Below are 15,022 nucleotides of genomic sequence, written 5' to 3'. Positions count from 1 at the left end.
GAGGGCTTATTATGATAAAACGAAATTGGCCGTGGCTTCTAGCACTGGTCTTGCTGTTTCTCTTTGTCCGAAACAATGGTTTTTCTTTTGTTCTAGGACTATTATTGATAGGCGTAGTTTTAGTTTTGTGGGGGCTCTTCGGTTCGCGCAGGAAAAAGGGAAAACAAGAAGAAATTCCTGCACTGACTGACGAACTTGAAACTCACTATGAAAAAAACGGTATGACAGCGAATGAAATCTCATTTTTTCGACAAACAATGAATCAAACAAAAAATGAGATCAATCAATTGCAAATGAATATGCAGCAGACAGCCAAACTTAAAGCAATCGATCTCCGCCATGACCCAGTCAAAGCAGCAAAAGCTTTATTCAAAGAATTGGTGAAAGAACCAAACCGACTGCATGAAGCAAGTCAGTTTCTTTATACGCATCTGCCGAATCTAGTTGATTTGACAAATAAGTATAATGAGATCAATGACCATGAGATCAAAAACAAACAGACCTATGAAAAGCTAGAAGAAAGCGCGCAGATCATCGACCAGCTGTCAGCTTTGATCGCACAAGATTATCAAAAATTCGTCGCTGATGACCTAGACGACATCGACGTAGAGATATCTGTTGCGAAACAAAGCTTAAAGCGTGATAATAAACATGAACCAGAACAAAAAGAGTAACTCTTTTGTTCATAAAAAAGACTCGGAACATTCAGATGATGTCTGGTTGTTTCGAGTACTTTTTCTAAAGTAGAGATATTCATGTAAGAATCGAGAACAGATTCGACAAGGAGGAATTTTTTATGGATCATAAACCGACTGAAACAAAAGATGTCACACCAGTTAACGATACACTTGAAGACTTATTGAACAACCCGTTTTCAACCCCAACAGATACGCTGACCACTACACAACAAGCGGAGATCGATCAGCTCCAAGAGCAGCAGACAGCTGCTCGCTTAATTGACAAACTACCGGCGGAACGTCAAGAACAAGCAAAACAGCTGGCAGCAAAAATCGATGCCAATGATGCACAGTCTGTCATCAGCTATGGCTCAGCTGCTCAAGCGAAATTAAGTGAGTTCTCACAATCAATGTTGAATCACGTACAAGCTCAAGATATTGGCCCAGTCGGAGATTCGTTGACTGAACTAATGTACCGTCTCCAAGAAGCCAACCCTGACGAACTGCGTGCCGGAGAAGGAAATATCTTCCAACGTGTCTTCGGTAAGGTCAAACAATCGATTTATGAAGTGACAGCAAAATATCAAAAAATTGGTGCACAAATCGACAAGATCTCAGTGAAATTAGATAAAGAAAAAGACGGACTATTAAAAGATAATCTGATGTTAGAACAGCTTTACCAAAAAAACAAAGACTACTTTGATGCATTGAATATTTATATTGCTGCTGGAGAATTGAAAATGGAAGAACTTCAATCAACGATCATTCCAGAAGCAATGAAAAAAGCAGAAGAAACTGGTGACCAGATGGATGTCCAGATTGCCAACGATTATACACAATTCCTAGATCGTCTGGATAAACGTACACATGACCTTCGCCTAGCTAGACAGATCACGATTCAGCAAGCCCCACAAATCCGCTTGATTCAAAACACGAATCAAGCCTTAGCTGAAAAGATCCAAGCATCTATCGCTACAGCCATTCCGCTGTGGAAAAACCAAGTCGTGATCGCATTGACTTTGCTTCGTCAAAAAGATGCAGTGACCGCTCAACGCCAAGTCTCTGAAACAACAAACGACTTATTGAAGAAAAATTCAGAGATGCTGAAAATCTCAGCCATCGAAACAGCGAAAGAAAACGAACGCGGAATCGTGGATATTGAGACCCTGCAAACTACACAAAACGATTTGATCGAAACGATCCAAGAAACTTTGCGTATCCAAAAAGAAGGAAAAGAAAAACGTCGTCATGCAGAAGTAGAACTTGGACACATGGAAGAAGATCTGAAACAAAAACTTTTGGATTTAACCCAATAGACCATTTTTCGTTCGTTACTAAAACAAACGCCCATCAACAGTTTATTGCACTGTTGGTGGGCGTTTTTCTTATCTTTCTTCTAACTTCTCCATTGGAGTCTATTTCTCGTTCATCTTGCTGTGTCCATAGCCATAGCCAAAATAAATGATCAGTCCAATAACCATTACGATACCGAACACGATCCAAGTCACCGTTTGCAGACGAAGCATCAAGACGATACAAGTCAAGATCGAGACGATTGGCAAGATAGGAACGAATGGCACTTTGAATTCTCCTGCTTTTGGTTTGCCAAACATTTTTCTTAACTTCAGTAAGCCTAGACTAACTAGCATCAAATAGGCAAGCGCCATGATATTCGTTAGTTCCGCTAATACATTCAATGGGAAAAATCCGGCAAAGAATATGGCTGCCACACCAGCGGCATAAGTCGCTTTTTTCGGTGTACGATGCTTTTGATCGATTTCTGTCATAAATTTAGGCAGCAAACCATCCTTGCTGACAGCAAACAACAAACGAGCGAGTGAATACATCATCGAGATCGTCACCGTCAGCAACGTCAAGATTGCCCCTACAGCGATCACTGCGCCAACTGTCCCATGTCCTACATACCTCATGGCAAAGGCCACTGGATCATTAACGCCTAGTTCAGTATAAGGAACGATTCCTGTCAAAATCAGCGTCACGATAATGTAAAGGACCGTAGCGATCAGTATCGAACCAATAATCCCTCTTGGTACGTCTTTTTGTGGATTTTTGACTTCCTCAGATGCCATTGCAACAGCATCAAATCCCAAGAAAGCAAAAAAAACAAGAGCTGCACCATCTAGCACACCGGAAAAACCAAAAGGCATGAATGGCTGCCAATTATCAGGCTTAACGAAAAATATCCCTACAATGATAAACAACGCGATGATACCAAATTTGACATATACCATGACATTATTCAAACGTAATGCTTTCTTGGCTTCAAGCGACACGATGTAAGTGACGAATATCACTACGAGCACCGCAATCAAGTCAATGTATGTACCATTTTCCGGATTGTACCCACCAGTTAATGCTTGTGGAAGTTCGGCCCCTAAGCTTTTCAAGAAACCTTGCATATAGCCAGACCAGCCGGAAGCCACAGAAGAAACTGCTAGCAAAAATTCCCCGATCAACAACCACCCTGTCAACCAGGCAGCAAATTCACCAAAGACAACATACAGATAGGCATATGGTCCACCGATCACTGGCACTCGCGAAGCAAACTCTGCGAAACTCAGTCCAGACAAAATGACAACGATTGCAGCTAAGACAAATGAAAGTGACAGTGCTGGACCAGCATTTTGATTGGCCGCAACCCCTGTCACCACAAATATTCCCGTACCGATGATCGCGCCAATTCCAAGCATGATCAAATCAGACGTTTTTAGTTCTTTTTTCATCTCACTCGTATGATTGAGATTGATCTCTTTCTTACGAAACAAATCCATTGAAGTTCCTCCCCATTTTAGGTTGGAAAACAGTGATTAAACTGTTTTCATGTACCCTAAAAGGATACCACCTAAAATGACTAAAAGGCAACCAACAATAACATAAATGAGCTCTTTTTTCGTTTTTCTTTCGCCAAGGATGAAAATCCCACCTAAAGTAGAAATAATGATCCCCATTTGTGAAAGTGAGAATCCAACAGCTAAACCAAGGGATTTGACTGTAAGAAGCATACAGATATTACCTAAGCCCCATAATAATCCACAGATCATGTTTTTCCATACAAATTGATCTACTTTAACTTTACGGAAGGCAAAGAAGCTTGCGCCTAAGATCATTCCGATACTTTGAGGTAAGATAATTGACATCGCATCCAAATTCGCCCAGTTGACAATGATCGTATATACGCCATAACCAATCGTAGAGAAGATCAATGCTCTAAAGCCCTTACCAAAATCAAGCATTTTATTATCTGTATCTATTTTTCCTTCGTCATCTTGTCGTGCCGTCAAATACGCACCGCTTACAAGAAGAGCTAAAGCAATAATACCGTATACATAATCTTTCGTTTGTGTCCATTCTTGGAAGAAAACGGCTCCCGCAATCGTATTCAAAATTAATTGAAAACCAGTAGACAATGGTAACCCTACAGAAACACCCATGTACTTCATTCCATGGAATTGTCCATTTTGTCCAACACTCCAAGCTAAGCCAGATAAAAATCCGATCAAGAAAATCCAAGGGGTGATTACAGGACTAACAACGAAAAAGACAACTAAAGAAAACAGAAATGCACCAATCGTCATTCCTAGTGTTTGTTGATTGGCATCGCCACCAATTTTACCACTTACTAAACCAATACTACCCCATGCCAACATAGGGACTAATGCTATTAAAATTTCCATAACCAATCTCCTTTTATTTCACATGATAAGAAACTTATCAGCGAAAACGTTAACAACACAAGCGTTTTTTTTCGTTTCTAACGATTTTCTAACGTTTTTCATTATAAAAATTTAAGATTGGGAAAAATAAAGTCATTGTCGTCCCTTTTCCTTCAGTTGATTCAGCCGTCAATTGGATACCTAATTTTTCTGCCAGATTTTTTGCCAAATACAGGCCTAATCCTGTTGAATGCGTTTTACTAAGTCGTCCATTTCTTCCAGTAAATCCCTTATCAAAGATTCGTTTCAAATCTTCCTCCGGGATACCGATTCCTGAATCTTTAACAGAAAGGCTGACTCCTTGCGCTTCCTTTTTTATGCTCACCATGATATTTCCGTGATCCGGCGTATATTTGATGGCATTGCTAAGCAGTTGGTTGAAGATAAAAGCGACCCATTTAGCATCAGTCAGAACAGTATGATCCTCACCAATGATTTCGTAGCGAAGATTTTTTTGGATAAAATAATTGGCCTGACTGCGTATCACAGGCTGGATGATTCCTTTCAATCCATACTCTTGGATGAGATAGTCCCGCGAGAAACTGTCGAGTCTTGCATAATACAAGACTTGCTCTACGTATTCGTCGATTTTTGATAATTCATTTTCGAGTAAGGTATACTTTTGATCGTCAATATCGAACTCGATCGAACGAACCAGTAACTTGGAAGCGGAAAGTGGTACTTTGATCTCATGGACCCATGAGTCAATATAATCTTTTTGGTCTTGTTGATTGCTGATTGCTGATTGCATCACTTCTTGATGTTCGCGAATCAACTGATTGATATATTCTTCCACCAGTTTTTCTTCTTCTGTCCGCCCGCCACTCAAATAATTTTGCAAAGGAGATGTTTTTTGTATGTCAGCTAACTTCCCCCACCATCTTCTTTTGCTCAAGTAGCCACCTAGCAGATAAAAAATCAGAAAGACGCCCTCGATCAAAGCTAAATAAGCAATCGTGCTCAAATCCACTTTGATATTTGGGGCTAGCCACATCACAAAGATCGTTAAGGCAATAAAAAACAGCCATCCCAAGATTAATGTCCACTGATCTTTCAAATATTTAAAGAAATTCATCTTAACCGATCATCCTTTCAGGGAACGATATATCCCTGTCCTACTTTTGTTTCGATATAGCCTTGGATACCTGCCTGTTCGATTTTTCGGCGTAACCGATTGATGTTCACTGTCAATGTATTGTCATCTACAAACCGCTCGTCATCCCAAAGTGCTCGCAGCAATTTTTCACGGCTTAAGATCTTTCCGTTGTGTTTCATCAAAATAAATAGCAGGCGGTATTCATTTTTGCTCAAATCAATGATCTCTCCATTGATCTCCATATTTCCGTTGTCGACATTCAACGTAATACCATTATGGCTCATCATTTCACTGGATAATTCTGTGTAATTATAAGAACGGCGAAGCAACGCATTGATTTTGGCAATCAGTACATCGATTTGGAAAGGCTTTGTCACAAAATCATCTGCTCCCATGTTCATGGCCATGATCATGTCCATATTCGTATTCCTACTGGAGATAAAAATGATCGGTACTTTCGATACTTCACGTATTTTTTGACACCAATAATACCCATCCAAAACAGGAAGATTGATGTCTAGCAATACAAGCTGTGGTTCTTCTCTTTCAAAGTCTGAAAATACTTGGTTGAAGTCGGTCGTTCCAAAGGTTTCGAATTGCCATTTCTCAAGTTCTTCCATAATCAATTGTCGAATGATTTCTTCATCCTCGACTACCATGATTTTTGCCATAAAAAATCCCTCCATCTTTCTTCTTGCTTCTACAATATCAAAGAAGCCTTTGTGAAACAAGTTGGCTTACCTGTAAAATGCCATTTTAGAAAACGTTAAAAAAAAACTGAAAATAGGCGATTTAATCGCTTTTGTCTCTTCCAAGCAGCTGAAATTTATTATGTTATTCTTAATAATTGGTCTATCATCTGTTATTTTTCTTTGGTTGTTTTTGTCTTTTAAATTTTCGATAACCCCAATAACCGAAAAGAGTTAGTATTAACAATACCCCTAGTAAGAGCGCAAGTAATCGATAAAGATGGTATCTTTTTGTCTTTTCCATCTTCGAAGAGGCTTCTTCTGTAAAAGGGACTCGCTTTCCTGTCACCAGTAACCTGTGGGTGTTCACAGTATAAGGTGTGCAAGTAATAAGTGTGACCAGATCCTGTTTTTCTCTGATTGCTAATGTATCTGTTTTTGTTGGAAGGACAACGATTTTCTCAACGACTTCATAAGCGAGCATACGACCATATACTTCAAGATAGAAACGGTCATTTTTCTCCATTTTTTCAAGATCTGTAAACAATTTTTTCTCAGCAACACCGCTATGGGCGGTAATGACGGAATGTGTACTTTCTCCTCCAATTGGAAAAGAGGTACCTTGTAGAACTGTCGCTCCTCTATCTAATAAAAGATCATTTGTTTCATCGAATAAAGGCAAGCTAACATTGATTTTCGGAATATAGATTGCTCCGATCATATGTTGTTCGTAGTATTCTTTTCCTGGATTTCGGACATCTCTAACCGCTTGTTCAAAAGGATCTTTGACTTGACCCATTCCTGGGATGGCTGCCGTACGAGCAAGCACCTGATTTTTCTTTTCTTGTACCGCTAATCGTTGCTCATTTTTTTCTTCTTTCTCTCGTGCAAGCTGTTTTTGATAATTCTCGATCCTTCTTTGGTCCAAATAATTGCTGAGAGCATCAGCTAAAAATGGATATGTAAAAACTGCAGCTCCTGTAAAAAACATCACTGCCATGAATAATTGTAATAATATACTGATTTTTGTTTGAGGTCTTTTCTCTGTTTTCTTTTTCATTTTCTTCACCTTCTTATTTAAAAAAACCGCAGCAACCTTTATAAAAACCGATTGCTGCAGCTTATTTTTGTTGCTTATACTTCAGACTTCATTTTAGATTTACGGTACCAGCTGTAGGCCCCAATCATCAAACTTAGACCGATCAGCAAGAATGCTAAGATCCCGTTTCCTCCAGTAGAAGGAAGAAATCCTTGTCTTACGTTTGGTACGCGTGCTGCTCCTGGATACTCATAGCCCACAATCACAAGTTCATCATCATAGCTACCAAGTTCTACATTGAATTCTGTGAAAGCTGCTTCACCTGTTGGTAAAACATATCCTTCTGGTGCTACTGTTTCTTTCATGAAATATGTTCCGTAATCTAATCCAACAACTTCGAAGTATCCTTGGTCATTTGAGACAAATTCTGTTGCCTCTACACTATTATCACTTATCCAATCGATTGTGATTTCTTCTGCATCAGCACCTGACTCATAAATAGGTAATCGTACGCCATCTTTATAGAAAACAGCATAAGCAGTTTTCTCTTCGTTCCACAATTCAAATCTTGCACCGTCTAGTAAAGCATTACTTGAAGCATCAAACTTTTCAAATCTTCTCCCGCCAGTCGTTACTTCTTCTGATGGTACGCGACGTTCGTTGTAGTCATACTCGTCACCTCTACCGATTTCGATCAACGCTGTATTGTTATGGAATTCGTCTGCATTGATGACTGCATTGACTTGTAAGTCATAGGTAACAGTTAATTCCCCGCCGCGATGATTCCCTAATTTTTCAAGCGTTGCTCTGTTCGGTATACCTCCTGTTTCAAGAATGATCTCCACGACAAAACCGTTACCCGCTTTTGTTACTGTATAATCAGTATCTTTTATCAGTGTTGTATCTCCTGCTTGTACAAGGATATCCTGATCAAAATAACTCAAACCTTCTGTTGGCGTATCTGTGATCGTGAAATGCGTGATGACTGTTCTATTGTCCTCATTGATTTCATCAATAAAGTAAGGAATCGGTGCAGTTATTGTATAAGAAACTGTTTTTCCTTTTTCCAAGTCAACATATCGGATCGTTTCTTCACCATTTTCATTGCGAATCGTCACTGTTCTAACGTCCGCTTCATCTACATTCATTTCTTTGGAAGAATCTTGGATTTCATTTTTAGGATACAAGTGTACATCGGTGTTGTACGTATCTTTCCAAGAGGTTCCATCCCATACACCGCCAATAATATCTGGCATCATAACTGGCATCATGACAACCATTGGAGACGCGATTCTTGAAATATGAGCTGGTGAATATGTTTCTAAGAAGAGATAGACTTTATCTCTTAATTCTCCCGTTGTTTCAGTTACCTGTACCTTTTCAAAAACAGCTTCACCATTTTCGCCAGTCGTCTGCTTATCTATACTTTCGATACCATAAGATACAAACCATGCTGCTGTGTGATCTGATTGGATCAAAGCAATCGCAGCAGCAGGTTCTAACCCATCATCATCTATGTCAGTTGTTCTAGGGTCATCTTTCAGCAAATTATAATAGACATCTGTAACATCAAACATTTCAAAATCGACGCCTGGAAGATTTTCATTGCCAAAATCATCTGATATCAACCCGCTGTTCGGTCGTTCTTCAGGCACAGTCGTGAATGCTTTTTTGTGTAATGTGATTGTCACTTCACTTGGTTTTTCCGTGACTTCTTCAGCGTGAACTAATTTTCCATTTCCAAAACTTCCTAAACCTACAGCTGCGAGCAACAGCGCACTCATCCCCATGGTCATCATTTTTTTATTCATTTTTTTCTCCCCGTTCTTTTTTTATTAATAAAACAGCACCTAACAACAAAAGGATTCCTAACAAAGAAATCAATGTTCTTGCTTCATTGGTTTGTGGAAATACGGACCCTTTCACAGGTTGATTTGGATTGCTTGGTCCACTTGGTTCTTTCGGTTTGTCCGTTGTTTCTTTTATGGTCTCGTTATACACGCGTGGTGTTGCTGATTCATAGGCAGAGGCTGGAACTTTTCCGGATTCCAATTCAGCCATCTTCTGCCCATTGACCATTACATATTGCGGCTGTCCTTCTGCATCCACCCAAGATTCAGGGACAATGACCTCGATTTGCTTACTTGCTTCGTCCATTTCGTACCCTTCTACACTTTTCAATTCCTCAAAATAATAGATACCAGAGGGCAAGAATCGTTGACCTGTCGTGACTAGACCGTCTTTATCTGAAATGAATTTGCTTACATTTTTATCATTCAAAGGATCGTTGTTTGCTGGTTTGATCCATTGATTTTTCAAGTCATTCGCAGGAGCCATGTCTAAATAATATTTTTCGCCTTCTATTATCTGATACAGAGCAAAAACAGCACCTTCTAATGGGCGTCCTTTTTCAGTTGTTCCTCTTTGTCGTCCATACTTGAAAAAGTATGGATCTCTTAAATAACCGACATTTTTAGGATAGATATGGATTTCTTGCAGTTCCTCGGTTGGTTCTGTTGGATGATAGATTGGCAAAACAGCAGCAATCGGGATCGCTGTTTGATCGATATCCACATTCAACCCGATTTCCGGATCAATTGATTCTTCAAAAATCAAATAAACTGCATCTCGATCTTGGTTTTTCTTAGGTACTTGGATGCGTGCAATCCCATCTCCTAATCCACCAACCGTATCTTTTCCAGTCGTTACCGATTCCCCAACCTGAGCAAGTCTTTCTTCTGTGATCAACTGACGGATATTGTTTCTGCTCGTTTCAGCGATTTGCTGGACGAATTCTCTAGAGGTCATGTTCTCAGCAGCTTTTTTGTCATGATAATAATCGGTCATATCGTAAACGGCGAATGTCGCTCCATTTAGCGGAACTGTCTGCGAAATGATATCTGCTGTTTTTCCCGCTTCCTCAGAGATAGCCAGACCGTCATTTTCATGGAATTCAAATTGGTCGTTATAATCGATATCTCGAATCATCCGTTTATGCAATACGAATTCCACAACGTCTTCCCCTAATTCTTCTGCCGACATCGTTTGAGGAAGAAGGACTGCTACAAATGGCAGTAAAACAAGTAATTGAAGCATCAAACACAACAGCTTTTTCATTACCTTGCCCCCTCCTTTTTAGATTGTCTGACATACAAACCATAGGCTGCACCGGCAAGTGCCACGAAGAATGCAGCAATCAGGATATAGAATAATCGTCCAGATCCCCCTGTAGCAGGCAATGGATTTTCAGGATCATTCCCGACACTAAGCTGTAGCCTGATTCGGTTCGTATCCAAAAGTTCATACTCTAATTCTTGCTGCAGATCAGGAGTCTCTGCTTCTTCGTTTGGATAATAAGAAATCTCAACTTTTAGTGTCCCGGATTCTTTTCCTGGAACGACCCGATCATTTTCCACTTCTGGTTCTTCTCGATAACTAATTTCTAAAATAAAGTAGCCTGGAAGTTTCCTGTAGCCGTCCGGCGACTTCACTTCCTTGATCCGATAGAATCCTTCCGTCAAATCCAAAGCATTGAATAGGGAAGAATCGTTTGGATCTGGTGCCAAGCCTCCGTCGATGAGTTCATAGTCTCCTGCACTATTTTGTTTCTCAATTGAAAATTCTGCGCCTTCAAGACGTCGACTACTCATACTGTCAACTTTCAAAAGTTCCAGATCGATTGGTGCTAGTTCATCTTCTAAGGTTACTTGTAATACACCATCGATGATGTCATAACCCTCCGGTAACGGATCAGTTTCGTCTTCGATGACTGTCTCTCCAATGACAAATTTCCCTTCTTCATTCAGTGCAAACTGGAATACTTGATCAGACAATTGATACCCATTTGGTGCAACAGATTCCGAAACTTCATATTCACCGATAGACAAACGGAGTGGTTGACTGTATTCTAAATCGACGTACTTCTCTACACCGATCGTATAAAGATAGAAGTAACCGATTCCAGACAAACGTTTCGTTTCTTCTGGTTCTAATGGGTTGCCTGTGTATGCTCGATACAGCGGGAAGGAAGAATCTCCTATTTTCCTAATGTCAAAACCTGCACCATTTAAAGGATTACCTTCATGATCTAATTTTCTAACCCGGATCTCCCGGTAATCAAACGTATTGTAAGCAGTGAATGCCACCCATAATCGGCCCTCTTCGTCTGTTGAATGGGTAAGATATTGCCAATTTTCTTCACCTGTTCGTCTAAGCTGGATGATGCCTGTTTCATTGTCGTAAAGTCGCAAGATCCATGTGTCGTTTTCGCTAGGTTCTTTGAAACCTTCTGGGCTTTGACTTTCAACGATTTTGTATTCTGCATAGTTGGCATTTTCTTCACTGTCCGTATGAATAAATGAATCTGGTTCTCCAATAGGATGAATGACTTTCTCACCCTCCACGAGCAAATATTCTCCATTTTCATTTACTGAATAGAACGTGAGCATTCCTTTCTCTTCGTCTGCTTCATTTGCACCAGAGATTCCTTTAGCTACCGGCGTTCCAATTTCAAGTCCGCTTCCATCGGTTTGATAAAGTTCAAACTCTGCCCCATTGATTGGCGTAGTGCTTCCTTCAATTAATTTATTGATGTTCATGTGGACTGGCTTGAATTCATTCCGCATTTCCAGTTTGACATACAAGTCTTCATAATCCGTTTCGTCCTCATTGACATTTTGAACAATTGAAAGTTTGTGGTATTCGCCTTCATAATAAGAATCAGGATCGCTACCTTCTTCTCCACCAACTCTTACTCCTGAAGTATTTGCTGCTACCAACTCATAGTGACCAAGCGCTGTATCTCCGCTGGAACTATATTTTTTGATTTGGAATTGATACGTCTCATCCACTAACTGATAACGTGGCGGTCCAGCGATCTCTCTGATCCAGAAAATATCACTGACAGCACCTGTTTCATCCCCCAGCACAGGGATCTTCGTTTCAAAGATTGCGAGTCCATCGTTGGTAGTTGTTCTCGTTTCAATCGGTTCCACATCCCCGCTATCCGGGTCCTGATCATATAGAGCAAATTCGACTCCTGCTAAAGGTTCCCCATTTTGCCCTGTTTTGCTAACTTGCAAATTACGGTCTTTGTGTCCATAACGAATAGAGGACGTTGGGAAATACATTCGACCAGATGTGATATCGTTATCATAATCTTCCAGATTTTGGATATATGCCTGATTATTTACAGCATAGAAATTCCCGTCTTGTGCACCTGCATCCAGTTTTACTTGATACTTGATCCTGACCATTTCCCCTTCACCTAAAGAAATCGGAGAAAATTTATAGGCTTGATTTTCTCGTCCGACATACGTTGTCGGTGTCGCCACTACTTCTGGCGGTGCTTGCCCATGACGTGTGACATCCCATATTTCTGGTTCTTGGTACTTCATGCCATTTTCTCCTGGATCTAGATGGTAAAACTGAATATCCGCCGATCTGCCAGCTCCAAACGGTGAAACATTAAATCCAGTTTCATCATAAAGTGTGGCTTGTTGGATCGTTTTCTTGAAAGTAGAGGAGATGTCCTCCAAGGCTGTAATGATGTCATTCTTGTTGTTCGCATCGTAATAACGCGGTGTTGTGCCATCATCGTTTAAATCAGCAATGTTTTTTAATACATTTCGTCCAATTGCATCGAGCCGCTGTCTGCCGGCAACACTTCCGTCAATGCCTAACCCAATGGAGAAAATACTTGGTGGGTTCTCTTGGTACTTGTTTTTCAGCCAATGATGATATGCAACAGTATTGATGGCAGATGATTTTTCTTGGGTATCCGGTTCTCCTGTAGTACCATTGCTAGCAGCACCAGTACCAACCCAGTGAAACGCTTTATCATCACCTTCTTTTACTTCTCCGTAACGATAATTATAATCCCACGTATCTTCTGGACGATTAAATTCTGAAGGATAGACAACAGGATAACTAAAACCTGCCCCTGATGTATTTCCAGAATATGTTTCAAAGTTTTTAAATAAATCGCCTGTATCTCGAGCGATCATATTATTCATAACTGCCCAGTTGGTAAAATCTGGTCTGTTACTTCTTTCAATTGGAGCATAACTGAAGGTGGGTGTTCCGTCTCCTACGACGATCAGGATCTTTTCGGGATTTCTATTTTCTCCGCCATTATCCGCGTACAATGTTTCATAGCCATTTTTAAGTCCTAGTGTAAGCGGCGTTCCTCCGATGGGTGTACGATTTAGTGCTGTATTCTCACTTCCCGTTAAACGATTGATGTCATTTGTCAACGGAAAGATGTCCGAACTGATTTGTTCCTGGTTATTGATGACTGTACTATTATGATAAAAATTCACCATACCGATCCGAATATCCATATTTGGGTCGGATAGCAGATTTTCACTAATTTCATTTACTGCTTCTATCAGTGCCGCATTTTTACTCTGACCTCCGCCTTCTAGTGTCCCCTCATTCATACTGGCTGATTTATCTAGAACAAAAACGATATCGATCGGGCTGATTTCTTGTTTCTCACTTCCGATCACATCTAGATAAACGTTATAAAGTGTCGTTGCATCTTCAGGATGTAGATCAGATGTTGGGTTGTTTGATAGAACAGGTTCTACCCATTTTTTGATATACGCTCCGTTATAATCCAAGTAACTGTTTTCAAAATTCCGTTCATCTCCCCAAAGCTGAACGGTTTGAGCCGGAACATTTACATCTTCTTCACCTGCAGTTGATCCATTATCAGCCGCATAGTCATAATTTCGCCAGTTCGCTCCCCCGATTGTGTAATCACTATCATCGATCAAGTTCTCTCCATCATATGGTGAGCCTTTTTCTCCCTGATAGCGTTCATTGCTTTGTGACCAATTTCCTAATACTTTTGTATAGTCATTCGTTGTAAATCGTGGATAGCGGTGCTGATCGTTTTCAGCTATTCCGCTAGGATAGATATATTCATATGGATCTTGCGTAGCTGTTGGTCCAAGACGTTCTAAAATACCGTTGAATAACCGGCGTTGAATGCGTTGGAGTGCTTGACCGCTGGGCACGATTGGTGTGTCCAGCTCTTCCGTTTCATTTTCTTCGCTACGTTGATTTTCAGCGGAATCCTCTGTATCTGTTTCATTTTCTTGTAATTCTTGATTAGCTATTCTTTCATCGACCACCACTTGAAGAGGTAGTTCCCCTTCATTCACATCTGGAATCTTTTCTGTTTCAAAAACCAATGTGCCGGTCTCAGCTTCTTTTGAATAAAATTTTCCGACATACCATTCTTGACCATCGATTGTCTCGACTTTTAAGTCTTCTCCATCTTCATCGTAAGAGGAGAGACCTGTTCCCCGAACGTTTTTTACGGTACCAATACCGGCAGCAGCTGTATCGATTGCTAAACGTATTCTACCTTCGTTCGCACTCTCTTTCTTTTCAAAAGCCAGATGCCATTCAAACGTTTCTTCTTTTTCGATATACCTCCCTTCGATTTTTGCATAATCCTCATCTAGAAATACCTCATCCTCCTTCACTTCTGTTGACTCAGCAGCTACATCCAATGCTGTCATATGATAGACAGACTGGAAATACGGTCCAAATAGCAGACTGACAGCTGCTAACTGCAAAAGCTTCAATTTTATCCCTTTCACATTCTTATACTCCTTTCTAAAACATGTGTCTTCTTTCACAACAAACACCAAAAACAACGTCTATCTAATTATAATCTAATTTAATTTTAACTTTAAATCAAATAATATCCATTTTAGTTAAAAAACACCAATTATACAACATTTATTATTAAAATTAGATTATAAAGTTTTATA

At 40.1% G+C, this 15,022-nt stretch carries 10 protein-coding genes; 2 read left to right on the top strand and 8 right to left on the bottom strand.

The window, feature by feature from the left end; translation table 11 throughout:
* Window positions 1-11: 11 nt before the first annotated feature.
* Together AB3I27_RS10050 and AB3I27_RS10045 are read left to right on the top strand one after the other, a co-directional pair.
* Window positions 12-674, top strand: a complete 663-nt coding sequence (locus tag AB3I27_RS10050) for a 5-bromo-4-chloroindolyl phosphate hydrolysis family protein (RefSeq protein ID WP_002308198.1) — start codon at window positions 12-14, stop codon at window positions 672-674.
* A 122-nt stretch (window positions 675-796) separates the two neighbouring features.
* Entirely contained in the window at window positions 797-1,993 is a 1,197-nt protein-coding gene (locus AB3I27_RS10045) for a toxic anion resistance protein (protein ID WP_235042705.1), read from the top strand.
* Window positions 1,994-2,092: 99 nt separating this feature from the next.
* Here the strand turns inward: AB3I27_RS10045 and AB3I27_RS10040 are convergent, their stop codons facing one another.
* The 8 genes from AB3I27_RS10040 to AB3I27_RS10005 all read right to left on the bottom strand — a co-directional run bounded on the left by AB3I27_RS10040 (window position 2,093) and on the right by AB3I27_RS10005 (window position 14,848).
* The gene (locus AB3I27_RS10040; RefSeq protein ID WP_002308196.1) at window positions 2,093-3,469 is read right to left on the bottom strand and encodes an amino acid permease; all 1,377 of its coding nucleotides are present in this window, start codon (window positions 3,467-3,469) and stop codon (window positions 2,093-2,095) included.
* Between the two features lie 36 nt (window positions 3,470-3,505).
* Entirely contained in the window at window positions 3,506-4,372 is an 867-nt protein-coding gene (locus AB3I27_RS10035) for a GRP family sugar transporter (RefSeq protein WP_002291228.1), read from the bottom strand.
* Between the two features lie 88 nt (window positions 4,373-4,460).
* Window positions 4,461-5,486, bottom strand: coding sequence for a HAMP domain-containing sensor histidine kinase (locus AB3I27_RS10030; protein ID WP_002308195.1), 1,026 nt, complete (start codon window positions 5,484-5,486; stop codon window positions 4,461-4,463).
* Window positions 5,487-5,503: 17 nt separating this feature from the next.
* Window positions 5,504-6,178, bottom strand: coding sequence for a response regulator transcription factor (locus AB3I27_RS10025; RefSeq protein ID WP_235042704.1), 675 nt, complete (start codon window positions 6,176-6,178; stop codon window positions 5,504-5,506).
* A gap of 184 nt (window positions 6,179-6,362) precedes the next feature.
* Window positions 6,363-7,256, bottom strand: coding sequence for a class C sortase (locus AB3I27_RS10020; RefSeq protein WP_235042703.1), 894 nt, complete (start codon window positions 7,254-7,256; stop codon window positions 6,363-6,365).
* A 74-nt stretch (window positions 7,257-7,330) separates the two neighbouring features.
* A complete protein-coding gene (locus tag AB3I27_RS10015; protein ID WP_172757286.1) occupies window positions 7,331-9,046 on the bottom strand; it encodes a SpaH/EbpB family LPXTG-anchored major pilin in 1,716 nt (571 codons plus the stop codon).
* Window positions 9,039-10,352 carry a pilin N-terminal domain-containing protein gene (locus tag AB3I27_RS10010; RefSeq protein WP_235042702.1) on the bottom strand — a complete coding sequence of 438 codons (1,314 nt, stop codon included), beginning with the start codon at window positions 10,350-10,352 and terminating at the stop codon, window positions 9,039-9,041. The genes AB3I27_RS10015 and AB3I27_RS10010 overlap by 8 nt, the downstream gene beginning before the upstream one ends.
* On the bottom strand, window positions 10,352-14,848 hold the full coding sequence (locus AB3I27_RS10005) for a SpaA isopeptide-forming pilin-related protein (protein ID WP_325908078.1): 4,497 nt from the start codon (window positions 14,846-14,848) through the stop codon (window positions 10,352-10,354). Before AB3I27_RS10005 ends, AB3I27_RS10010 begins: the two co-directional genes overlap by 1 nt.
* Window positions 14,849-15,022: the final 174 nt, after the last annotated feature.

It is taken from the genome of Enterococcus sp. C46 (assembly GCF_040887565.1).
Lineage (GTDB): Bacteria > Bacillota > Bacilli > Lactobacillales > Enterococcaceae > Enterococcus_B > Enterococcus_B lactis.
The sequence above is the reverse complement of the archived record's forward strand: the minus strand, read 5'-3'. Positions and strand labels throughout refer to the sequence as shown.

Coding starts and splice junctions, on each gene's coding strand:
- AB3I27_RS10015 (WP_172757286.1), bottom strand. CDS start 9,046: ATGAATAAAAAAATGATGACCATGGGGATGAGTGCGCTGTTGCTCGCA.
- AB3I27_RS10040 (WP_002308196.1), bottom strand. CDS start 3,469: ATGGATTTGTTTCGTAAGAAAGAGATCAATCTCAATCATACGAGTGAG.
- AB3I27_RS10010 (WP_235042702.1), bottom strand. CDS start 10,352: ATGAAAAAGCTGTTGTGTTTGATGCTTCAATTACTTGTTTTACTGCCA.
- AB3I27_RS10050 (WP_002308198.1), top strand. CDS start 12: ATGATAAAACGAAATTGGCCGTGGCTTCTAGCACTGGTCTTGCTGTTT.
- AB3I27_RS10025 (WP_235042704.1), bottom strand. CDS start 6,178: ATGGCAAAAATCATGGTAGTCGAGGATGAAGAAATCATTCGACAATTG.
- AB3I27_RS10030 (WP_002308195.1), bottom strand. CDS start 5,486: ATGAATTTCTTTAAATATTTGAAAGATCAGTGGACATTAATCTTGGGA.
- AB3I27_RS10045 (WP_235042705.1), top strand. CDS start 797: ATGGATCATAAACCGACTGAAACAAAAGATGTCACACCAGTTAACGAT.
- AB3I27_RS10020 (WP_235042703.1), bottom strand. CDS start 7,256: ATGAAAAAGAAAACAGAGAAAAGACCTCAAACAAAAATCAGTATATTA.
- AB3I27_RS10035 (WP_002291228.1), bottom strand. CDS start 4,372: ATGGAAATTTTAATAGCATTAGTCCCTATGTTGGCATGGGGTAGTATT.